This is a genomic window from Zhihengliuella flava (assembly GCF_015751895.1).
Lineage (GTDB): Bacteria > Actinomycetota > Actinomycetes > Actinomycetales > Micrococcaceae > Zhihengliuella > Zhihengliuella flava.
Map to the genome: position 1 here is coordinate 769,103 of NZ_JADOTZ010000001.1, position 21,002 is coordinate 790,104.

20 protein-coding genes and 1 tRNA gene are annotated in these 21,002 nt (G+C 67.6%); 10 read left to right on the forward strand and 11 right to left on the reverse strand.

What is annotated here, in order from left to right; all coding sequences use genetic code 11:
• Positions 1-69: 69 nt before the first annotated feature.
• A complete protein-coding gene (locus IW252_RS03580; protein WP_196835314.1) occupies positions 70-1,470 on the reverse strand; it encodes an NAD(P)H-quinone dehydrogenase in 1,401 nt (466 codons plus the stop codon).
• 115 nt (positions 1,471-1,585) lie between these two features.
• Here IW252_RS03580 and IW252_RS03585 point away from each other — a divergent pair, with 115 nt between their 5' ends.
• From IW252_RS03585 to IW252_RS03610, 6 genes are all read left to right on the forward strand, one after another.
• A complete protein-coding gene (locus IW252_RS03585) occupies positions 1,586-2,395 on the forward strand; it encodes a purine-nucleoside phosphorylase (protein WP_331271427.1) in 810 nt (269 codons plus the stop codon).
• Between the two features lie 8 nt (positions 2,396-2,403).
• Positions 2,404-4,155 (forward strand): phospho-sugar mutase, encoded by a 1,752-nt coding sequence (locus IW252_RS03590; protein WP_196835316.1) that lies wholly within the window; start codon positions 2,404-2,406, stop codon positions 4,153-4,155.
• A gap of 33 nt (positions 4,156-4,188) precedes the next feature.
• Positions 4,189-4,860: a deoxyribose-phosphate aldolase gene (gene deoC / locus IW252_RS03595; RefSeq protein WP_196835317.1), complete on the forward strand. Its 672-nt coding sequence runs from the start codon at positions 4,189-4,191 to the stop codon at positions 4,858-4,860.
• Positions 4,861-4,900: 40 nt separating this feature from the next.
• Positions 4,901-5,146, forward strand: a complete 246-nt coding sequence (locus IW252_RS03600) for a hypothetical protein (RefSeq protein WP_231365887.1) — start codon at positions 4,901-4,903, stop codon at positions 5,144-5,146.
• 212 nt (positions 5,147-5,358) lie between these two features.
• Positions 5,359-5,652 carry a YtxH domain-containing protein gene (locus IW252_RS03605; protein ID WP_231365888.1) on the forward strand — a complete coding sequence of 98 codons (294 nt, stop codon included), beginning with the start codon at positions 5,359-5,361 and terminating at the stop codon, positions 5,650-5,652.
• A 34-nt stretch (positions 5,653-5,686) separates the two neighbouring features.
• The gene (locus IW252_RS03610) at positions 5,687-6,016 is read left to right on the forward strand and encodes a hypothetical protein (protein ID WP_196835319.1); all 330 of its coding nucleotides are present in this window, start codon (positions 5,687-5,689) and stop codon (positions 6,014-6,016) included.
• Positions 6,017-6,040: 24 nt separating this feature from the next.
• Here IW252_RS03610 and mfd read toward each other — a convergent pair whose 3' ends face one another.
• A complete protein-coding gene (gene mfd, locus IW252_RS03615; protein WP_196835320.1) occupies positions 6,041-9,640 on the reverse strand; it encodes a transcription-repair coupling factor in 3,600 nt (1,199 codons plus the stop codon).
• Between the two features lie 235 nt (positions 9,641-9,875).
• Here mfd and IW252_RS03620 point away from each other — a divergent pair, with 235 nt between their 5' ends.
• Both IW252_RS03620 and IW252_RS03625 read left to right on the forward strand, forming a co-directional pair.
• Positions 9,876-10,376: a DUF2505 domain-containing protein gene (locus tag IW252_RS03620; protein ID WP_196835321.1), complete on the forward strand. Its 501-nt coding sequence runs from the start codon at positions 9,876-9,878 to the stop codon at positions 10,374-10,376.
• Positions 10,360-11,484 carry a hypothetical protein gene (locus IW252_RS03625; protein ID WP_196835322.1) on the forward strand — a complete coding sequence of 375 codons (1,125 nt, stop codon included), beginning with the start codon at positions 10,360-10,362 and terminating at the stop codon, positions 11,482-11,484. Before IW252_RS03620 ends, IW252_RS03625 begins: the two co-directional genes overlap by 17 nt.
• Positions 11,485-11,489: 5 nt before the next feature.
• On the opposite strand, the gene lepB is transcribed toward IW252_RS03625, so the two are convergent.
• The 5 genes from lepB to IW252_RS03650 form a co-directional block, all read right to left on the reverse strand.
• Entirely contained in the window at positions 11,490-12,260 is a 771-nt protein-coding gene (lepB, locus tag IW252_RS03630; RefSeq protein WP_196835323.1) for a signal peptidase I, read from the reverse strand.
• Positions 12,261-12,287: 27 nt separating this feature from the next.
• Positions 12,288-12,734, reverse strand: coding sequence for a Fe-S cluster assembly sulfur transfer protein SufU (gene sufU / locus IW252_RS03635; RefSeq protein WP_196835324.1), 447 nt, complete (start codon positions 12,732-12,734; stop codon positions 12,288-12,290).
• Positions 12,731-14,041, reverse strand: a complete 1,311-nt coding sequence (locus tag IW252_RS03640) for an aminotransferase class V-fold PLP-dependent enzyme (RefSeq protein ID WP_196835325.1) — start codon at positions 14,039-14,041, stop codon at positions 12,731-12,733. The genes sufU and IW252_RS03640 overlap by 4 nt, the downstream gene beginning before the upstream one ends.
• 126 nt (positions 14,042-14,167) lie before the next feature.
• Positions 14,168-14,752 (reverse strand): aminoacyl-tRNA hydrolase, encoded by a 585-nt coding sequence (gene pth / locus IW252_RS03645; RefSeq protein ID WP_196835326.1) that lies wholly within the window; start codon positions 14,750-14,752, stop codon positions 14,168-14,170.
• 16 nt (positions 14,753-14,768) lie between these two features.
• The gene (locus IW252_RS03650) at positions 14,769-15,386 is read right to left on the reverse strand and encodes a 50S ribosomal protein L25/general stress protein Ctc (RefSeq protein ID WP_196835327.1); all 618 of its coding nucleotides are present in this window, start codon (positions 15,384-15,386) and stop codon (positions 14,769-14,771) included.
• Positions 15,387-15,638: 252 nt separating this feature from the next.
• On the opposite strand from IW252_RS03650, the gene IW252_RS03655 reads away from it, so the two are divergent.
• Positions 15,639-15,947 (forward strand): PqqD family protein, encoded by a 309-nt coding sequence (locus tag IW252_RS03655; protein WP_196835328.1) that lies wholly within the window; start codon positions 15,639-15,641, stop codon positions 15,945-15,947.
• Between the two features lie 106 nt (positions 15,948-16,053).
• Entirely contained in the window at positions 16,054-17,637 is a 1,584-nt protein-coding gene (locus tag IW252_RS03660; RefSeq protein WP_196835329.1) for a polysaccharide biosynthesis tyrosine autokinase, read from the forward strand.
• Position 17,638: 1 nt separating this feature from the next.
• On the opposite strand, the gene IW252_RS03665 is transcribed toward IW252_RS03660, so the two are convergent.
• The 4 genes from IW252_RS03665 to IW252_RS03680 form a co-directional block, all read right to left on the reverse strand.
• The gene (locus IW252_RS03665) at positions 17,639-18,247 is read right to left on the reverse strand and encodes an arsenate reductase/protein-tyrosine-phosphatase family protein (protein ID WP_196835330.1); all 609 of its coding nucleotides are present in this window, start codon (positions 18,245-18,247) and stop codon (positions 17,639-17,641) included.
• 123 nt (positions 18,248-18,370) lie between these two features.
• Complete coding sequence (locus IW252_RS03670; protein ID WP_196835331.1) at positions 18,371-19,351, reverse strand: ribose-phosphate diphosphokinase; 981 nt, start codon at positions 19,349-19,351, stop codon at positions 18,371-18,373.
• A 42-nt stretch (positions 19,352-19,393) separates the two neighbouring features.
• Positions 19,394-20,836 (reverse strand): bifunctional UDP-N-acetylglucosamine diphosphorylase/glucosamine-1-phosphate N-acetyltransferase GlmU, encoded by a 1,443-nt coding sequence (gene glmU, locus IW252_RS03675; protein ID WP_196835332.1) that lies wholly within the window; start codon positions 20,834-20,836, stop codon positions 19,394-19,396.
• Between the two features lie 84 nt (positions 20,837-20,920).
• Positions 20,921-20,992, reverse strand: a tRNA-Gln gene (locus tag IW252_RS03680).
• Between the last annotated feature and the right edge of the window lie 10 nt (positions 20,993-21,002).

Consider the following 21,002-nt stretch of genomic DNA (forward strand, 5'->3'; position numbering starts at 1 on the left):
TAGGGAAGACAAAAGCCCGATCACCCTGAAGGGGGTGATCGGGCTCAGCCGGCGTGGGGCCAGTTCCTCCTACAGGTGCACGTGCAAGCGACGCGCAGCCTCCGAGATCGACCCAGCCAGCGAGGGGTACACGGTGAAGGTCTCGGCGATGTCGTCCACGTGGAGGCGCTTATGGACGCCCAGCGAGATCGGGAAGATCAGCTCCGAGGCACGCGGGGCAACCACCACGCCGCCGATCACGGTGCCGGACCCCTTGCGGGCCAGAATTTTGACGAAGCCCTCGTGGACATTCATCATCTTCGCCCGCGCGTTGGTCGCGAGGTTCAACTTGATGATGTCCGCCTGATACTTCCCCTCCGCGACCTCGGCCTCCGTGACGCCGACGGTAGCGATTTCCGGGGAGGTAAAGATGTTGGCGGAGACCTCGTTGAGCTTCAGGGGACGCACGCCGTCGCCGAGTAGGTGCGCCATCGCGATGCGACCCTGCATGGCGGCGACCGAGGCGAGGGCAAAAACTCCCGTGCAATCGCCTGCGGCGTAAACATTCGGCGCCGTCGTGCGGGAGACGCCGTCGACCTTAATGTGCCCGGAATCGGTCAGGGCCACGCCGGCCTCCTCGAGGCCCATGTTTTCCGTGTTGGGAATCCCGCCGACCGCGACGAGGCAGTGGCTGCCGTCCAGCACTTCTCCGGACGAGAGCTTCACCTTCACCCGCTCGCCGTCGCGCTGCACGGCCTCGGCACGCACCCGGGATTTCACCGTGATGCCATGCCGCTCGAAGGCGCCCTCCAAGACGTTGGCCGCGTCCGCGTCCTCCCCCGGCAGCACGCGATCGCGCGAGGAAACCAGCGTGACCTTGGTTCCCAACAGGTTGTACGCGGACGCGAATTCGGCACCCGTGACACCGGAACCGACCACGATCAGGTGCTCGGGAATCTCCTGCAAGTTGTAGATCTGCGTCCAGTTGAAAATCCGCTCGCCGTCCGGCTGGGCACTCGGCAATTCGCGCGGGTGCGCACCCACCGCCAGCAAGACGGCGTCGGCCTCCAGCGTGGTGGTGGCGCCGTCGTCGCCCGTCACCTCAACGGTGCGGTGATCCACGAGGCGCCCCCTGCCAATGAGAACCTTCGCGCCCGCGCGCTCCAGCCCGGCGTGAATGTCTTCCGACTGGTTTTTGGCCAGATCCAAGAGGCGTTGGTTGACCACACCGAGGTCCGCTGTGGCCTCCTCCGCGCCGACTTGGACACCGAAGTTCACCGCGGTGCCGACCCGGCGCATCGCATCTGCGGTGGCGATCAGCGTCTTGGACGGGACCACGTCCGTGAGCACTGCCGAGCCGCCCATGCCATGGCGTTCAACCACGGTGACCTCGGCTCCGAGCTGGGCGGCGACCATGGCCGCCTCGTAGCCACCGGGGCCGCCACCGAGAATGACAAGTCGAGTCGTAGAAAGCGCATGTGTAGTACTCACGCCCCCTATTGTTCACGACGGGCGCAACACATGCACACCGCCGGGGGTGAAACGCGGCACATTCGCCGCCCGTGACCGGGTGCCGAGAGCGCACATTACCGGTAAGTTGGGGTGCGTGAGCGAACATCTCGAAAACCCCTTTGACCTAGCGGACCGCGCGGCGGCCGCGATTGCCGAGACCACCGGCATTGAATCCCACGACATCGCCCTCGTGCTGGGCTCCGGGTGGGGCGGCGCGGCCGACCTGCTCGGCGAGACCACCGACACGATCGACGCGGCGACGCTGCCGGGTTTCCATGCCCCGGCCGTCGCTGGCCACGTGGGGACCATCCGCTCCATCGTGACCTCCAGCGGCAAACGCCTGCTCGTCCTCGGCGCCCGTACGCATTTCTATGAGGGCAAGGGGGTGCGCGCCGTCGTCCACGGTGTGCGCACGGCGGCAGCGGCCGGCTGCCAGTCCCTCGTGCTGACCAACGGCTGTGGCGGGCTCAATCCCGACTGGGCTCCGGGAACGCCCGTGCTCATCAGTGACCACCTGAACCTGACGGCCACCTCCCCGCTCGAGGGGGCCACCTTCGTCGACCTGACGGACCTGTATTCGCCGCGGTTGCGCGCCATCGCCCGCGAGGTCGATCCCTCGCTCGCCGAGGGCGTCTACGCGCAGTTCCCCGGGCCGCACTATGAGACTCCCGCCGAGGTCCGCTACGCCAAGACCATCGGGGCGGATTTGGTCGGCATGTCCACGGCGCTGGAGGCCATCGCGGGCCGGCACGCCGGACTGGAGGTCTTTGGCATTTCGTTGGTCACGAATCTGGCCGCGGGCATCAGCGACGAACCGCTGAGCCACGAGGAAGTGATCGAGGCCGGCCAAGCCGCCGGGCCGAGGATTTCCGCCCTGCTCGCCCAGATCGTCGAGCGCGCCTGAGTCCCGCTATGGCACACACTCCTGTCCCGGACGATCGCTTCTACCCACCGGCCGATGTGCTCACGGAGGCCCGGCGCTGGGCGGCGGAAGAACCCGATGCCACGACGGCGTCCGAGCTCGGCCGGATGATCGATGCCGCCGCCGCGGGTGACCCTGCCGCCGAGGCGGAGCTGACCTCACGCTTCGCCGCGACCCTGGCCTTCGGCACCGCCGGACTCCGCGCGGAGCTCGGTGCCGGTCCGAACCGGATGAATCGCCAGGTGGTGCGCCGCACCGCCGCCGGGATCGCCGCGTTCATCACCGAACGCGCGGCCGGTCAGTACACGCCGCGGGCGGTCATCGGATTCGACGCCCGCTACCATTCGGACGTCTTCGCCGAGGAAACCGCCGCCGTTTTTGCCGCCGCCGGCATCGAGGCGCACCTGATGCCCTCGGCCCTGCCGACGCCGGTTCTCGCCTACGCCGTCCGCCGCCTCGAGGCAGAAGTGGGGGTCATGGTCACGGCCAGCCACAATCCTCCTCGGGACAACGGCTACAAGGTCTACCTCGGCGGCCGCGCGGTGGAGACGGACGGCCGCGGAGCTCAGATCGTCGCTCCGGCCGACGCCGAGATCGCGTCCCACATCAGTTATTCCGGGGCCCTGGCGGACATTCCCCTCGCTGAGTCCGGATGGCACACCATCGAGACGGCGACGATCGACGCCTACGTGCGCGACGTCGTCGCCCTTTCCCCCGCCACGCCGGCCAACCGGGCCGTGCGGCACGGGCTTCAGGTGGTGTTGACCTCCATGCACGGTGTGGGGGCCGACACCATGGGCAGAGTCTTCGCCGCCGCCGGATTCACCGCGGTGACTCCCGTCGAAGAGCAGGCGCAGCCGGACCCGGACTTCCCGACCGTGGACTTCCCCAACCCAGAGGAACCGGGAGCCATCGACCTCGCTCTGGCCACCGCCGAGCGCGTGGGCGCAGACCTCGTGATCGCGAATGACCCCGACGCGGACCGGTGCGGTGCAGCGGCGCGGTTCCCGGACGGCTGGCGGATGCTCCGCGGTGACGAGGTGGGCGTCTTGTTGGGCGCGCACGCCGCCGAGACCGCGACGGCCGAGGGCACGGCGGGCGCGCAGGTTTTTGCCAACTCGATCGTCTCCTCACGGCAGTTGAGCCGTGTGGCTGCCGCCCATGGCATTTCCCATCGCCAGACGCTCACGGGCTTTAAGTGGATTTCCCGTGTCCCGGGCTTGACCTACGGGTACGAGGAGGCCCTCGGCTATTGCGTCGCTCCGGAGCTCGTCAAGGATAAGGACGGCATCTCGGCTGCCCTGTTGCTCGCCGATCTGGCCGCCTCGCTGGCGGCGGCGGGTTCGTCCATCCCGCAACGTTTAGAGGAACTCGCGGCCCAGACGGGAGCGTTCGCCACAGACCAGCTCTCCGTGCGAGTGGACAACCTCGCGCTGCTGACGGACCTGATGGCCCGGCTGCGCGCCGCACCGCCCACCGCCCTCGCCGGGGCCGCCATCGCCGAGACGCAAGACCTCAACGACGGCGCCGATCTGCCACCGACCGACGCCCTGTTGTACGTCACGGAGGATGACTCACGAGTCATCGTCCGCCCCTCCGGGACCGAGCCCAAGCTCAAGGCGTACCTCGAGACCGTCGAACCGGTCGCCGAGGGCGAGGCTGTGGCCGCAGCCCGGGACCGTGCCACCGACCGCTTGGCTCGAGTGCGCGCGGACATCGCCGCCGCACTCGGCCTTTCATGACCCGCCCGAATTCACGACCTGAAAGTAGGCTCCATGACCACCATCGCCAGCTACATTGACCACACCCTGCTCAAGCAGGACGCCTCGGCCGAGGACATCCTGGCCCTTGCCGGGGAGGCGAAAAAGTATCAGTTCAAGTCCGTGTGCGTGAACCCGGTGTGGGTCCCCACCGTCGCCGAGGCACTGGCTGGGACCGACGTCCTGACCTGTTCCGTCATCGGTTTCCCCTTCGGCGCCACGCTGCCTCAGGTCAAGGCCTTCGAAGCGGCCGAGGCCATCAAGGCCGGCGCCCAAGAGATCGACATGGTGATCGACATCGCCGCGGCCAAGCGCGGCGACCGTGCGGCGCTCGTCAATGACATCAGCACCGTGGTCAAGGCAGTGCATGCTGGCGGAGCGATCCTTAAGGTCATTATCGAGACGGCCATGCTGGACGACGACGCCAAGGTGCTCGCCTGCCAGGCCTCGGTTGAGGCTGGCGCCGACTTCGTGAAGACCTCCACGGGCTTCGGTGGCGGCGGTGCCACGGTCGAAGACGTCACGCTGATGCGCCAGACGGTGGGCCCCAAGATGGGGGTAAAGGCTTCCGGCGGCGTGCGGTCACTGCAAGATGCGCAGGCATTCATTGAGGCCGGTGCGACGCGGCTCGGAGCAAGCTCTGGAGTTGCTATTGTAGAGGGCGAACAATCTTCGGCCGCGTACTAATCGGCCACATCAGGATGGGCCTGCGGCCCGCACAAGGAGCGTGACAGTGTACTCGGACGGTAAGAATCGGGCCTACTCCGGCCAGGGCCAGTTTGCATCGAACATCGCCGCCTTCGCGGTGATGTTTGTCCTCTTCATCGCTTCGCTGTACGTCCTGAGCTTCTGGACCTTGGAGAACGCTTGGTGGCCGGGCATCACCTGCTTGGTGCTGGCCACCGCAGCATTCCTCATCCCTCAGCAGATCATGGGCCGTTCCGACATCAAGGTCGAACGCGAACAGCGCTAACGCGGCGTCGCCGCCTCGAGCCCACGTCTGGGGCCGGTTCCCGTTCCGCGGGAACCGGCCCCAGACTTTTGTGCTCCCCTTCCGCGCCCGTGGCCGGTGGCCCCGACGGGCGATTCGCGGCAGATTCTTGCGCGCGCCAGCGCAGATGTGCGTACTGTAGATGACACAGATGGCATTCCGATGCCACCGAGCGAACCGGTCTGAGGAGGCCAATGATGCGTATTTTGACGTTTCTCACGGGAGCCGCGGTGGGCTATGTGCTGGGCGCCCGCGCCGGTCGTGAAAAGTACGAGGCAATCCGCGCCAAGGCTGCCGAGCTGTGGGATGACCCGCGGACCCAGCAGCAGGTCTCCAAGGTCACCGCTGCCTGCGAGGAGAAGGCCCCTCAGGCCACCGCCTTCGTGAAGGAAAAGTCGCCCCAGGTGGCGTCCTTCGTCAAGGAAAAGGCACCGCAAGTCGCGGACAAGGTCCGCCAAACGTCCGCTAAGGTCGCCGGCACCGCGTAGGCGGCGTGGCCGGCACGTTGAAAGGGGAACCCTGGTGAGCGCATCAGAGCAGGAACACCACGCCTCGGACGAGTACGACGCCGGCTTTGAGCAGGCGCACGACGGCCCCTTCCGTGCCGCGGCGCGGTGGGCGACGGGCCTCGTGGACGTCTTTTGGGGCGGGGACGGTTCGGAGGCCGCAGGCGCCACCGTCGTCGTCCGTCGCATTGACGACGACGCCGAGATCCTCCACATTACGGGCTACAACATCACCGAGGCCGAAAGCCTCTTAGCGCTCGTCCGCCATGATCTTGCGTCCATGAGCCGCGAGGACTTCCTCGCCACGTGGCATGCCAAAGACGGGGTCGAGACCCGGGAACTGTAGCTCGGCGGCCTCGAGAGCCCCGCCTCAATCCTCGAACAGCGCCTTGAGGACGCCGGAGGCCCACTCGAGGATCTCCCCGTCGGCCAGATCCCGTCCGCCGACGGGAGCGGTTTTCGGCTTGGGAATCAGGACGGCGTTGTTGAGCGCGGGCTTGACCTGAGCACCCTTGTAGATGCGGTTCATCCGCAATTGCTTGGACTCGGGCAGCTCGGCCGGGGCGAACTTGATGAAGTTCCCTTGGCTCGCCACGTCGGTGAGCCCTGCGGCGCGGGCCCGGACCCGGAATCGGGCCACCTCGATGAGGTGGCGCACCGGCTCCGGCGGCTCGCCGTAGCGGTCCTGAAGCTCCTCCACCACCGCGTCGATCGCCTCAGGGTCCGAGGCCGCGGCCAATTTGCGGTAAGCCTCGAGGCGCAGCCGCTCACCGGGCACGTAGTCGTGCGGCAGGTGAGCATTGACCGGCAGCTCAATCTTCATTTCCACCGGCTTCTCGTCGGCCTCGCCGCGGAAGTCCGCCACGGCCTCACCCACGAGACGCAAGTACAGATCAAAGCCCACACCGGCGATGTGGCCAGACTGCTCCCCACCCAGTAGGTTCCCAGCGCCACGGATCTCGAGGTCCTTCATCGCCAGCTGGTAACCGGATCCCAACTCGTTGTGCGCCGCCACCGCCTTGAGTCGTTCGAGCGCCACCTCGCCGAGCGGCTTCTCCGCGTTCCAGAGGAAATACGCGTACGCGCGCTCGCGACCGCGCCCGACGCGCCCGCGCAACTGGTGCAGCTGGGAGAGTCCGTAGGAATCGGCGCGGTCAACGATCAGCGTGTTGGCATTGGAGATGTCGAGCCCCGTCTCGATGATCGTCGTCGAGACGAGCACGTCGAACTTCCGTTCCCAGAAATCGACGATGATGCGTTCCAGTTGGGCCTCGCTCATCTTGCCGTGTGCGACCTCCACGCGGGCCTCTGGCACGAGCTCACGCAGCTGGGCGGCGACGCGGTCGATCGAGGACACCCGGTTATGCACGAAGAACACCTGCCCCTCGCGCATGAGCTCACGCCGGATGGCGGCCGTGACCTGTTTGTCCGTGTACGCGCCAACGTAGGTCAGCACGGGGTGGCGCTCCTCCGGCGGCGTGGCGAGCGTCGACGTCTCCCGGATACCGGTCAGGCTCATCTCCAGCGTGCGCGGGATCGGTGTGGCCGACATGGCGAGAACATCGACGTTGGTGCGCAGGTGCTTGAGCGCTTCCTTATGTTCGACGCCGAAGCGCTGCTCCTCGTCAACGATGACCAGGCCGAGATCCTTGAACTCGATCTCCTTGGAGAGCAGGCGGTGCGTGCCGACCACCACGTCCACCGTGCCGTCTTTCAGCCCCGCAGTGATCGACTTCGACTCCTTGGGCGTCTGAAAGCGGGAGAGGGCCTCCACCCGCACGGGGAACCCCGCGAAGCGCTCCGTGAAGGTCTCGTGGTGCTGCCGGGCCAAGAGCGTCGTCGGGACCAAAATCGCGACCTGCTTGCCGTCCTGGACGGCCTTGAACGCCGCGCGGACGGCGATTTCCGTCTTCCCGAAGCCCACATCGCCGGAGACCAGACGGTCCATGGGAATCTCTCGCTCCATGTCAGCCTTGACCTCATTAATCGTGGTCAGCTGATCCGGCGTCTCAATGTAGGGGAACGCGGCTTCAAGCTCGCCCTGCCACGGGGTGTCCGGACCGTAGGAGTGGCCGCGGCTGGCCATGCGCGCCGAATAGAGGCGAATGAGCTCCGAGGCGATCTCCTTGACCGCACGCTTGGCCTTGGACTTGGTGTTGGACCAGTCAGCCCCGCCCATCTTCGACAGCGCCGGCGCGTCGCCGCCGACGTAGCGCGTAACTTGATCCAACTGATCGGTGGGCACGAACAAGCGGTCCCCCGGAGCTCCCCGCTTGGCCGGGGCATATTCCAGCACCAAGTACTCGCGCATCGGCGCGGTGGGACCGCCGCCGACCTTGCGCTGGATGAGTTCAACGAACCGGGCGATGCCGTGCTGCTCGTGCACCACGAAATCGCCCTCGGTCAGTTGCAAGGGGTCGACGGCGTTGCGGCGCTTCGCGGCGAGCTTGCGGCCCTTCTTGCCCGCTGCGTAGGCACTGGAACGGCCCAGCAAGTCGGCCTCGGTCAGCAAGCCCAGCTTCAGCGAATCGAAGACGAAGCCGCGGCCGGCCACCGCCGTCGTGATTTCGATCAGCCCCGGGGTCGGCTCGGTGTCGAGGGAATCGATGCGGTGGCACGGAATCTCGGCGTCGTGGAAGAGCTCCGCCAAACGCTGGGCTGGGCCCGGCCCGTCCGTCGCGACCACCAGCCGCCACCCGTCGGCTACGCGGGAACCGATGAATTCGGTCATTTCGGCAACATCCCCGCGGTACCCGCGCGGCTCGCGCGCCGCGACGGCCAGCGAATCGATGTCCAGCACCACGTCTTCGTCCCGCTCCAGTGACGTCATGGACCACCAAGAGACCTCGGCGGCGAGGGCGGATTCCAGCGTCGTCGCGAGGTCGGCAAAGCTTCCGGCCTCAAGGGCTTCGGCGAGTCCGGACTGGGCGAGATCGACGGGCGCATTGCCGCCGTCGGATGCAGTGGACCACGCGGCGGCGAGGAACTCCTCATTGGTGGCCACCAGGTCGTGCGCCCGTGCACGCACCCGCTCCGGCTCCATCACCATGGCGATCGAGTCCGCCGGCAATTGCTCGACGAACGGGACCATCGCGTCTACGAGCACGGGGGCCAGGGACTCCATGCCCTCCACCGCGATGCCCCCTGCGACCTTTTCCAGCAAGTCGGCGGCGGCTGGCATCGTGGCCTTGAGCTTGGCGGCACGGGACATGACCTCGGGGGTGATGAGCAGTTCGCGGCACGGCGGCGCGTAGAGAGTCCTCGGCTCTTCACCGTCCTCGGCGGTGAGCGATCGCTGGTCGGCGACGGCGAACCAGCGCATCTGTTCCACCTCGTCCCCGAAAAATTCGATGCGCAGCGGGTGATCCTCCGTCGGTGGGAAGACGTCGAGGATGCCACCGCGCACCGCAAACTCGCCGCGCTGGGTCACCATGTCCACGCGTGCGTAGGCGGCATCCGCGAGGGACCGGACCACCGCGTCAAAATCGCGCTCCTCGCCCACGCGCAGGTGGACTGGTTCCAAATCCCCCAGCCCGGCCACCAGCGGCTGGACCACGGAGCGGATGGGCGCCACCACGACTTTGAGAGTGCCGTCGGGGTGGGCCAGCTGGCGCAGCACCGACAGGCGGCGTCCTACGGTATCGGAACGGGGCGAGAGGCGTTCGTGCGGCAAGGTCTCCCACGCGGGGAACTGAGCCACCGAGCCGGCCGGGAGGTACGCATCCAGCGCGCCAACGAGGTCTTCGGCCTCCCGGCCCGTGGCCGTCACGGCGAGCACGATGGCGTCCTGCCGGCTGGCCCCGCCGGCCAGGCCGTCGACGGCCTCGGCGACGACGGCGGCACGGAGCCCTGCCGGGCCGGACACTTCGAGGTCCTTGCTCCGCGTGTCAAAGGCACGCGAGGCGTACTGGCGGACCTTGGCGTAGGTCGAATCGGCAGAAAGCGCGGCGCGCAGACCGGACAGAGACATGGGGGTTCGCCTTTCACAGCCGCCAAAAGAGCAACACAAATACCCGGTCACCAGCGTCGCGGTCCGTCTCACGGCGCATCGGGCTGGCTCCGGGGAGCCTTCCCAGCTTACCGCGCTGGCGCGGGGGCCGCGGCGGCGCGAATTTGTGTCCCGCCTCGCATAGCATGGGAGCCACGTACAACACGCACACTCCACCGGGCACACCGTCCGGAACCTAGTCGAAGAGGAGCTTCACGTGGCCCTGAAAGCCAGCACTACCCTGCCGTACGCGCCGAACGAGGTCACCGAAGCATTTACCGACCGCGGATTCATCGAGCAGGTCAGCGCGAAGGTGGGCGGTGAGCTGACCGACTTCTCGGTCTCCGGCCCGACGACGGAGGCGTTCACCCTCACCGTCGTGCGCGCGATGCCCACGGACCGGCTTCCCGATCTGGCGCGCAAGGTCGTCGGCTCCACCATGAAGGTGACCCAGACCGAGCAGTGGTCCGCCCCCGCCCCGGATGGCGGCCGCACCGTCCAGATCTCCATCTCGGTGGCCGGCGCCCCCGTGGACGCCCGGGCCACGCAGCAGTTGGTAGCCCAGGACGGGTCCACCGTCGTCGAGCTCGACGGCGAGGTCACCTCCTCCATTCCGTTCATGGGCAAGAAGATCGCCGCGGCGGCCGAACCGTACCTCGGCAAAGCGCTGAACCTCCAGGCGTCGCAGGCGCAGGTCTGGCTTGACGCTCGCTCCTAAGGCAGCCCCACCGGCAGAGGCGCTGCTGGCGGTTTCCGCCCGCGCCCTCGGCGGAACGGTGTGGGCGCACGGGCTGACCCGGGCCGAGGCTGCCGAGCTGACCACCACGTGGTCCCGCTGCGCTCCACAGCAAGTCGGTACCGCGGAGGCACCCCACACTGCCGAGGCCGTGGAGCGTGGCTCCGGCGACTGGGCCGTCTTCCACGAGCGGTTCGTCTACAAGGCCACCGCCACCGCCATCGCCTCCGGACGCGGCCACTACATGATGTTTCACGCGGCGGCCGTCAGCGAGCAGGCCTCCGGCCGCTCCGTGGCCCTCGTGGCCAGCAGCGGTACCGGGAAGACAACGGCCACGAGGGTCCTCGGGCAGCACTTTGGCTACCTGACCGACGAGACGGTGGCCGTCGACCCCGAGCGCGTCGTCAGCACCTTCGAGAAGCCGCTTTCGCTGCTGCCCGCGACGGGGCGCCGACCGAAACGTCAGGCGGGCCCCGACGAGCTCGGCCTCTTGACCGCCAGCGAGCGCCCCCGACTGACCCGGATGGCGGTGCTGGACCGCAGGCCGGGGCTCGATGCGGCCCGGGTGGAACGCCTCAGCCTCCTCGCCGCCCTAGAAGAGCTGGCCCCCCAAAGTTCTGCGCTAGCCTCCCTTGATCACGGCGTGGACCGGCTCTGCGGGCTGTTGCGGGACTGCGGCGGCGCGGTGCGCTTGATCTATTCCGAGGCCGAACAGCTCATTCCGGTGGTCCGGGATCTTCTCGCGGCCGATCCGGAGCCGGCTACCGACCACTGGGAGCGGTTACCGACCACCGTGTCCGGCGCGGACCTTCCGTCCGGCGCCGACCAGTATCGCCGGGTCCCCGTGGACGACGCGGTGGCTGTGGACCAGGCCGACACCTCGGCCGTGGTACTCCTCGACGGGGAAGAGTTGACGCTCCTGCACGGCTTCGGTCCGCTGCTTTGGGAGGAGTGTGCGCGGTGGCGAAGTTTCGAGGAGCTGCTGGCGCTGGTCACCACGGTCGCCGGGGGTCACCCGCAAGCGCGCATTCTTCTGCGCGAGCAGCTCGCGGCGTTGCAACGGCGCGGGCTGCTCGAGGCCACGTCTTAACGCCCCTAGCCGCTTCCCTCTGCCGGATTCTCGTCGAGGCCCTCCCTGCCCAGCGGCCACATGGTGAGCACCACGCGCCCCACGACGGCCTCCTCCTCGACAGTCCGGGCGCACGTTTCCGCCTTGGTACGCCCGCGACAGCTGATGACCGAATCGGCAGAATTGGCGCGATGATCCCCCAAGACCACGTACTGCCCCTCCCCCACACGCACCGGGCCGAAGCAGCGGGCCGACCGTGCCGGCGTCGTACAGTCCTGCACTCCCGGCGAGAACGGATAGTCGTTGTACACGTAGGGTTCGTCCAGCGGCGCGCCGTTGACGGTCACCGCCCCCTCTGCGGTGCAACACTCCACCGTGTCCCCGGGGGTACCAATGACGCGCTTGACGAGGTAGTGGGTGCTCGACGGGCCGATGCCCGTGAGGTCGCCGAACCACTCAGCTGCTTGCCGTAGACCTCCGCTTGGCTCCCGGCTCGGCTCCCAGTCGCCCTGGGCGGAAAAGACCACGACGTCGCCCGTCTGCGGCGCGGATCCGGTGTAGGCGAGGCGATTGACGAGGATTCGGTCCCCGACGTTCAGGGTCTGCTCCATCGAACCACTGGGGACGTTGAACACCTTGACGACGAACGCTTGGACGAGGGAGATCACCACCAGCGCCACGATCAGGTTCAAGGCAAAGCTCAGCCAAAACGGACGCTCGCGGCGCGGGGCGGCCTGACCCTCTGGCGGGGTGGGGCCGGCAGGCCCGTTACTCGGCTCACGGTCCTGATCCGGCATTCGTCTCCTCTACCCGGGGTGCTGCGCCTACGCTGCGGCCAGCAACGCGTTCTCAGCGGCGACCCACGCCAGCATGGCGCACTTCACGCGCGCCGGGAACTTTGCCACACCGGCGAAGGCCGCGCCATCGCCCAACACGTCCTCGTCTGCCTCCACGCTACCGCGCGACCGCATGACGTCACGGAACTGGTCGATCAGCGAGACCAACTCATCGCGGCTCAGCCCCTCAGCCAGCTCCGTCAGGACGGAGGCCGATGCCATCGAGATGGAGCATCCTGAGCCTTCCCACGAGATGCGCACCATGCGGTCCCCCGCGGTCTCGACCCGCAACGTGATCTGGTCGCCGCAGATGGGGTTGTGTTGACTGGATTCACCGTGAGCGTGACCCGCCTCTGCCTCGACCAGCGGCTCGCCGAGACGCCGTTTCGAGTGATCCAAGATGATCTGTTGGTACAGCTGCTCGAGCCCGCTCATGCGTTCACTCCAAAGAATCCGCGGACGTCGGCCAGCGCGCTGAGCATCGCGTCGACGTCCTGTTCCGTGTTGTAGAGGTAGGTGCTGGCCCGCGTGGAGGCGTTCACGCCCAACGCACGATGAAGCGGCTGCGCGCAGTGGTGCCCCACGCGCACGGCGACGCCGGCCGCGTCGAGGAACTGCCCGACGTCGTGCGGATGGACCCCGTCCACGTCGAACGCGGCCGTGCCGATGCGCGGCACTCCTGCTGGCCCCAGCAGGCGCACCCCGTCCAATGGCTCGATTCCGGCGGCGAGCCGGGCCCCCAGCTTCTCTTCCCACGCGGCGATGCGGTCCATGCCCACCTCGGAGAGGTACCCGACGGCGGCCGCGAGGGAAACGGCTTGGGCGATGCGTTGGGTGCCGGCCTCGAACCGGTTGGGCGCCTCGAGGAATTCGGCGCGTTCCATGGTGACGGTCGTGATCATCGACCCCCCGGTGAGGAACGGGGGCAGGGCATTGAGCAGCTCGCGCCGACCGTAGAGCGCGCCGATGCCAGTGGGGCCCAGCATCTTATGCCCGGAGAAGGCCATGAAGTCCACGTCTAGGGCCTTGACGTCGACGGGGAGGTGCGGGACCGACTGGCAGGCATCGAGCACCGTGACCGCGCCGGCCGCCCGGGCTAGTTCCACGAGCCGGGCCACGTCCGTAATGGTGCCGAGCACATTGGACACGTGGGTGAACGCCACCACCCGAGTGCGTTCGCCGATCACCTGCGGCGCGAGGTCCATCCGCAGCGCGCCGTCCGCTGCGACGGGAATATAGGTCAGCGTAGCGCCGGTGCGCAGCGCGAGCTCCTGCCACGGGATCAGGTTGGCGTGGTGCTCCTGTTCGGTCACCACAATTTCGTCACCAGGGCCGAGCCGGAACGGTTCCGCCGCCGCTCCCCCGCGTCCCGCGGAGGCGTTGGAGAACGCGTACGCAACGAGGTTGATCGCCTCCGTGGCGTTGGAGGTCCACACCAACTCATCGGGGCTGGCCCCCACGAATCCGGCGACGGCGGCCCGCGCGTCCTCGAAGTGATCCGTGGCCTCGACGGCGAGGCTGTGGGCGCCGCGGTGCACGGCGGCGTTGAACTGCTCGTAGTACTGCTGCTCCGCTTCAAGGACGCACCGGGGCTTTTGGCTGGTGGCCCCTGAATCGAGATAAATCAGGTCGCGGTCACCGATTTTGCGGGAGAGAATCGGGAAATCGGCGCGCAGACGCTCAACCTCGGCGGCGTCGAGGGAACGTGCTGCGTCGCGAGTCGGGACGTCGGGTGGGACCACGGATGCATCCTTCGGTTGGGAACGAATTCCGCTTCAAGTCTGTGCGCTTATCATCCCACTTGTGCTGCGAGGGCACACGTGAGCCGATCCTAAGTCGGCGTCTCGCCGGCGACGGGGAAGCAGGTGCTAGGTGCGATTGAAGCGGTCTTGGGCGGCGTCGAAGCCCGCGGCAACGATCGCCTCGGCGGCGTCCGCGGCGTCGTCGATCACGAAGGGCAGCAGTGACTTCTTCTCCGTGGCGCTGAAATCTTTGAGCACAAAGGCGGCTGCGTCCATGCGGCCGGGCGGTCGCCCGACGCCGATGCGGACGCGGAGGTAGTTCTTGGTGCCGAGCGTCTTGGACAGGTCCCGCAGTCCGTTGTGCCCGCCTTCGCTGCCGCCCTGTTTGAGGCGCACGGTGCCGGCGTCGAGGTCGATGTCGTCGTGGAGCGCCACGACGCGCTCGGGCGGAATCGAGAAGAACTTGGCCAGGGTCGCCACCGGACCCCCGTTGAGATTCATGTAGGTGCTGGGCTTGGCGATGACCAGCCGGGGACCACCGATCCCCGCGCGCCCCTCGGCGACGACGGCACGGGCCTTGTGGGTCTTGAAGGTGGCGCCGAGGCGCCCGGCCAGCTCGTCTGCGACGCGCTGGCCAATATTGTGCCGATGACCGGCGTAGCCGGGCCCGGGATTCCCGAGCCCGGCTACCAACCAGGTGTCTTCAGACATCGTGAGTCGACGAGTCTTACTCTGCGGACTCCGCCTCAGCGGCGGACGCCGTGGTCTCGCCCTCTGCGGCGTCATCGGCCGACGCTGCGGTCTCGGCGCGCGGCGCGTGGACGGTGGCGACGACGGCGTCGTCCTCGATCTGCAGCTCGACACCGGACGGCAGGACCAGGTCGGAGGCGTGCATGACGTCGCCCACTTCCTTGCCCTCGACGTTCAGGGTGACGTGCTCCGGCAGGTGCGTGGCCTCGGCCTCGACGGTCACGGTGAAGAGCTCCTGCTCGAGCAGGCCGCCCGGCGCGATCTCGCCCTCGGTGTGGACATTGATATCCACGGAGACCTTCTCGCCCTTCTTGACCACGAGCAGGTCGACGTGGACCAAGAAGCCGCGGATCGGCTCGCGCTGGATGTCCTTGGCGAGCACCAGCTGCTTCTTGCCCTCGATGTCCAGTTCCAGCAGGGCGTTGCTGTGGCGCAGGGCCAGCGCGCCCTCGTGGGCCGGCAGCAGCACGTGCACGGGCTCGGAGCCGTGGCCGTAGATGACGGCGGGAACCTTGCCGGCCGCGCGGGCACGGCGGGCGTACCCCTTGCCGAATTCGGTGCGGAGCTCGACGGGGAGCTTGATCTGATCAGTCATGATGACTCCAATGTTGCGTGGTTTCAGGACACACGCCCGGGTGCCGATCAGTGGCGGCGGAGTACGCGGCCGGAGGCCATCACGTGCTCCGGCGCCGAAGAATCTCTGGGTCACCGCGCAGAAACGGTGCCACGAGCCTTGTCGATCACGGAACGGTGATGACCGTTCCCTCGCCTGGGCATACGCAGACATCTTAGCAGTCTTCGCAGACGCCGCTGACCGCCGGCGCCGGTCCCGCCTAGGATGTGGCGTATGGACTCCCTCACACACCCCGGAGCGGTCCGGTGGCGGCGCGCTGAGCACGTCGCTGAGGTCTCCACCGCAGCGAACCGCGTGGCCGTCCTGCCGTTGGACGCCGATGTGCACGTCCCTTACCTGCTGACGGGCACCGCGGCGGCGATCTGGTCGGAAACCCAGCGTGCGGCCACCGCCGAGCAAATCGTGACAGCGCTCGCGCCGCAGTACGAGGTACCCGCCGATGAGATTCGCGAGCACGTCGGTTCCTTCCTGCGGCAACTCGAGGCCTGTCACTTAGTGATCGCGACCACGGAATCCGGCTAGACTCGCGAACAACGGAAGTACTCGGGCCCGACGTCGCCGCTACTCAGCGCCGGGCCACACGAGATCAACGGAACGCGAGCGGCACAATTCTTCGAGGACGTACTACGTGGACACAACAGACGTCGAGACGGCCGCAGGGCCCGACCTGAGGCACTACCTGTCGATCCTGCGCGGATACTGGCGCGGCATCGTAACCATCCTCGTCGCCGCCGTGCTGGTGGCCTTCGTCTGGACCCTGACACAGCCCAAGATTTACGAGGCCTCGTCCTCCGGGCTCGTCGCGGCCAGTGGAGCCACCAATCTGGGCCTGGCCACGGCCGGTGACACGCTCGCCAAAAGCAAGGCCACCTCTTACGCCTCGATCGCCAGCACCCGACCGGTCGCCGAGGCTGTCAAGGACGAGTTGGGCCTGACGACCAGCGAGAACCAGTTGCTGAATGACGTCTCGGTGCAGGTCCCCGCTGACACGGCAGAGATTCGAGTCAGCGCCCTGTCCGAGGACCCGGCGCAGGCGCAGGAGATTGCCAACGCCTGGGTGCAGGTTCTCGCTGAGGAGGCCGCGCAGATCGAGGCCGGCGAGGACGAGGCCTCCCCCGTGCTGGTGCGCCTCATGCCGTTGGGCCGAGCCGCCTTGCCGACGGCGCCCGTTTCCCCCGACACCCGACTCGCGCTGGCCATCGGCGCCGTCGCCGGGCTGGCGGCCGGACTCGGCTACGCACTGATTCGCCACCACTTGGACCGCCGCATTCGCTCGGTCGACGCGGTCAACCGGCTCGGCCAATCGGTGGTCGGGACGATCCCGGCCGATGAACGCCTGGGTGCCGATCGTCAGATCGTCGATTCCGGCAACGCCAAAACGCGTGATCGCGCGGCCCACGCGTTCGCCGAGTCGTTGCGCGAGTTGCGCACCAACCTGGCCTACATGGATGTCGATCACCCACCGAAGATCATGGTGGTGACGTCCTCCGTGCCTGGGGAGGGAAAGTCCTCCATCGCCTCGAATCTGGCGGTGGCGATCGCGGCCACGGGCCGACGCACGGTGCTCATCGACGCCGACCTGCGCCGCCCGGTCCTGACGGACCTCTTTGGCTTGCCGTCCGGCGCGGGCCTGACCGATGTGCTCTCCGGCGCGGCCGAGATCGACGACGTCTTGATGCCGTACGCCAACGCGCCAGCCCTCGAATTGTTGGGGTCTGGGCGCGTGCCCCCCAACCCATCTGAGCTCTTGGGCTCCAACGCGATGAAGTCACTCCTGCAGGAGTTGGCCCAAGATGCGGTGGTCCTGATCGACGCGCCCCCGCTGCTGCCCGTGACGGATGCGGCGATCCTCGCCAAATCCGCGGACGGGGCCCTCGTGACCATTAAGGCGGGCAAGACGACCATCGACGAGCTCGAGAAGTCGCTGCAGAACCTCAACAAGGTCGGCGCCCATGTCCTCGGGACGATCTTGAATCAGGTCCCCACCTCGGGCGCGGACTCGGCGCAGTACGGCTATTACGGCCAGTATTACTACTACGCCAGCTCGGACGATTCCGCATCGTCCGCGGCCGGTCCCGACGCCCCGTCCCCGGGAGCGCATCGCTCCACCGCGCCGGACTCTGCATCGTCCCCCGCACCACCGCAGCCCGCCGTGGCGGCGGTGGGCGCCCCGATGAGCCGGCGCGCCCGCCGGGCCAACAGCGCTGACTAGCTCAGCCCCGGGCGAATCGCTCCTCGAACGCAAGGATCGCCCGCAGGGCTGGAATGAGCTGGTCCGCCATCTCCTCATAGACGGCATCAGCGCGGCGATACGGGTCCGTGACGTCGTCGTCCGCCGGACCCCCTGTAGCGCGCGTGCGCAACAGGGTGGCGTACTTGATGACCGCCTTCCACCGCCGATCCACCGCCTCGGGCTCAGCCCCCGTGGGGATCAGCCCCGCATGCTCGGCCTCGATCAGCTCCAGTAGGCGCGCCAGCTCCCGCACCGTATAGGCGCGCTTCAGGAGCCGAGGGCTGCGCGCAATGATGCTGTCCCGGTGCTCCCGGCTCATGGCCAAGACCAGGTCGACCGCACCGAGATCCACGTCCTCGATGCGCCGGGCCGTGAACGAATCCACCGAATAACCGCCGTCGGGAACATCCGTGGCCGCGAGGATGGCCGCACTGCGTTCGTCCATGCTCTGCCCAGTCAGGCCCGCCATACCGGCGCTGGAGATGTGAAAGGCGCCGGGGGCCATGGCCTCTAGGTGGGCTGCCAAATACAAGTGAGCCAAGGGCGAGCGGCAAATGTTTCCGGTACAGACGGTCAGTAGAGAGGTCACCGCTTCAGCCTAGCGAGGCCGCACCGAGGCAGCGAAACGCCGTGCCCACCGGGCCGTTAACGTCGGCGGGGCGGCACCTCGCAGAAGAAGTGCCGCCCCGCCGAGGCGCTCAGCGCAGGGTGGTTAGTTGTGACCGTCGAAGAGGCTGGTCACCGAGCCGTCCTCGAACACTTCCTTGACCGCGCGGGCAATGAGCGGGGCAATGGAGAGCACGGTGAGCTTGTCGAATCGCTTGGCCGACGGGATGGGCAGGGTGTTGGTGACCACCACTTCCCGGGCCCCGGACTCGGAGAGCCGCTGCGCCGCCGGGTCGGAGAACACGGCGTGCGTCGCCGCAATGATGACGTCCTTCGCTCCGGCGTCCTTGAGGACCCGGACGGCGCCGGAGATCGTGCCACCGGTGTCGATCATGTCATCGATGAGCACGCACGTGCGGTCCTTGATGTCGCCGACGACGGTCTTGGACACGGCCTGGTTCGGCACCGTGAGGTCGCGAGACTTGTGCACGAAGGCCAGCGGGACGCCGCCCAGCCGGTCCGCCCACTGCTCGGCCACGCGCACGCGCCCCGTGTCCGGGGACACCACCGTGACGTTGTCCGAGCCCACGCGGCCGCGGATGTAATCGGCGAGCAGCGGGATGGCCACCAGATGGTCCACCGGGCCATCGAAGAAGCCCTGAATCTGGGCTGTGTGCAGGTCAACGCTGATCACGCGGTCGGCGCCGGCCGTCTTGTAGAGGTCGGCCACGAGTCGAGCGGAGATCGGCTCGCGCCCGCGGCCCTTCTTGTCCTGACGGGCGTAAGGGTAGAACGGGGAAACCACCGTGATCCGGCGAGCGGAGGCGCGCTTCATCGAGTCGATCATGATGAGCTGCTCCACGAGCCAGTTGTTCAGTGGGGCCGGGTGGGCCTGGATGAGAAAGACATCCTTACCGCGAACCGACTCGCCCGAGCGCACGTAGATCTCGCCGTTGGCGAAGTCGTACGCGCTCATCGGGAGCAGGTCGATACCCAGTTCGGCTGCGACTTCTTCGGCGAGCTCGGGGTGGGCACGTCCAGACGCGACGACCATCTTCTTGTCTTCGGTGCGGCGCAGTTCGGTCATGAGTCCTCTTCCTGGATTCAGTGGTGGGGGCGGGAGGGGTGATCAGGAATCGTGGGTTTGCGCGGCCGCTGCGGCGCGCGCTGAGTCCGAGTCGGGGCGCTTAGCCTGCGTCCATCCTTCGGAGTTTCGTTGCGGCGCCACGCTGAGGGCCAGCGCACCGGCCGGGACGTTTTTGCGCACGACGGCGCCCGCACCCGTGTAGGCACCGTCACCAACGGTGACAGGGGCGACGAACACGGTGTTCGAGGCGGTGCGGACGTGGGAACCGATGACCGTCCGGTGCTTGTTCTCGCCGTCGTAGTTGGCGGTGATATTGCCGCAGCCGATGTTGGTGAATTCACCGATCTCCGAGTCGCCCGAATAGCCGAGGTGGCTGAGCTTGGCGCCCCGGCCGATCTTGGCGTTCTTCGTCTCGTAGAACGCACCAATCTTGGCCTCTGGGCCCAGCTCGGTCCCGGGGCGCACGTAGGCGAACGGGCCCACACTGGCGCCGGCGCCGATGGTCGAGTCGGTGACGTCGGACCGCTTCACCGTGGCGCCTTGACCCACGTGCACATTGGTGAGTGTGGTGTCCGGGCCAATGACGGCGTCCGTGCCGATGGCGGTAGCACCGTGCAGTTGGGTGCCGGGCTTAATCGTGACGTCGTTGCTGAGCGCCACCTCCACGTCGATCCACGTGCTCTCCGGATCGACAATGGTCACGCCAGCGCGCATCCACTGGGTCAGCGTGCGGCGGTTCAGTTCCTTGCCGAGGGCGGCCAGCTGGACGCGATCGTTGGCGCCCTCCACCTGCCAGCGGTCCTGCGTCACCACGGCGGCCACGCGCCCGCCGGCCTCGCGGGCAATCGAGAGGACGTCCGTGAGGTACATCTCCCCCTGCGCATTATCCGTCGTCACACTCTGCAGCGCGGTGCGGAGGACGTCTGCGTCGAAGGCGTAGATGCCGGAGTTGACCTCGGTGAGGGCACGCTGGGCCTCGGTGGCATCCTTGTGTTCGACGATCCCAGCCACCGAACCGTCGTCGTTCCGCACGATTCGGCCGTAGCCCGTGGGGTCATCCAGGCGAGCGGTCAGCACGGTGACGGCGTTGCCGTCCGCCTCATGGGTGGCGACGAGCTGGCCCAGCTGTTCGCCCGTCAGCAAAGGGACGTCGCCGTAGGTCACCACGACGGTGCCGCTCGCGTCGGCGTCCAGCGCCTCGAGGCCCACCTGGACGGCACGCCCGGTGCCGGGAATCTCATCCTGGTCGGCGATGCTGAGGTCCGGGTGGATGTTGAGCAGGTGCTCGACGACGCGGTCACGCTCATGCCGGACGACGGCGACGAGGCGCTGGGGGTTGAGCTCGGCGGCGGCAGCAAGTGCGTGGCCAACCATGGATTTGCCGCCGATCTCGTGGAGGATCTTCGGCTTCGCGGATTTCATCCGGGTGCCTGCCCCGGCTGCGAGGACAATGACGGCGGCCGGTGCGTTGGCTTCCACGCTCAAGTTCTACTCCCTGCGTTGACTGCGTGAGGCCCGGCGCAGTCGCCGAGCGTCGTCAGTCTATCCGTTGTTCATCCGCGCGTAGTGTTCCGCCCCTAGGATTCGAACCTAGACTGCACGGCTCCAAAGGCCGGCGTGCTGCCATTACACCAGGGCGGATAGTGCTTCG

What these genes read in the sequence shown, in the direction of transcription:
- IW252_RS03590 (WP_196835316.1), top strand. Translation starts at nt 2,404, where the DNA reads ATGGCACACACTCCTGTCCCGGACGATCGCTTCTACCCACCGGCCGAT.
- deoC (WP_196835317.1), top strand. Translation starts at nt 4,189, where the DNA reads ATGACCACCATCGCCAGCTACATTGACCACACCCTGCTCAAGCAGGAC.
- IW252_RS03605 (WP_231365888.1), top strand. Translation starts at nt 5,359, where the DNA reads ATGATGCGTATTTTGACGTTTCTCACGGGAGCCGCGGTGGGCTATGTG.
- mfd (WP_196835320.1), bottom strand. Translation starts at nt 9,640, where the DNA reads ATGTCTCTGTCCGGTCTGCGCGCCGCGCTTTCTGCCGATTCGACCTAC.
- lepB (WP_196835323.1), bottom strand. Translation starts at nt 12,260, where the DNA reads ATGCCGGATCAGGACCGTGAGCCGAGTAACGGGCCTGCCGGCCCCACC.
- sufU (WP_196835324.1), bottom strand. Translation starts at nt 12,734, where the DNA reads ATGAGCGGGCTCGAGCAGCTGTACCAACAGATCATCTTGGATCACTCG.
- pth (WP_196835326.1), bottom strand. Translation starts at nt 14,752, where the DNA reads ATGTCTGAAGACACCTGGTTGGTAGCCGGGCTCGGGAATCCCGGGCCC.
- IW252_RS03650 (WP_196835327.1), bottom strand. Translation starts at nt 15,386, where the DNA reads ATGACTGATCAGATCAAGCTCCCCGTCGAGCTCCGCACCGAATTCGGC.
- IW252_RS03655 (WP_196835328.1), top strand. Translation starts at nt 15,639, where the DNA reads ATGGACTCCCTCACACACCCCGGAGCGGTCCGGTGGCGGCGCGCTGAG.
- IW252_RS03670 (WP_196835331.1), bottom strand. Translation starts at nt 19,351, where the DNA reads ATGACCGAACTGCGCCGCACCGAAGACAAGAAGATGGTCGTCGCGTCT.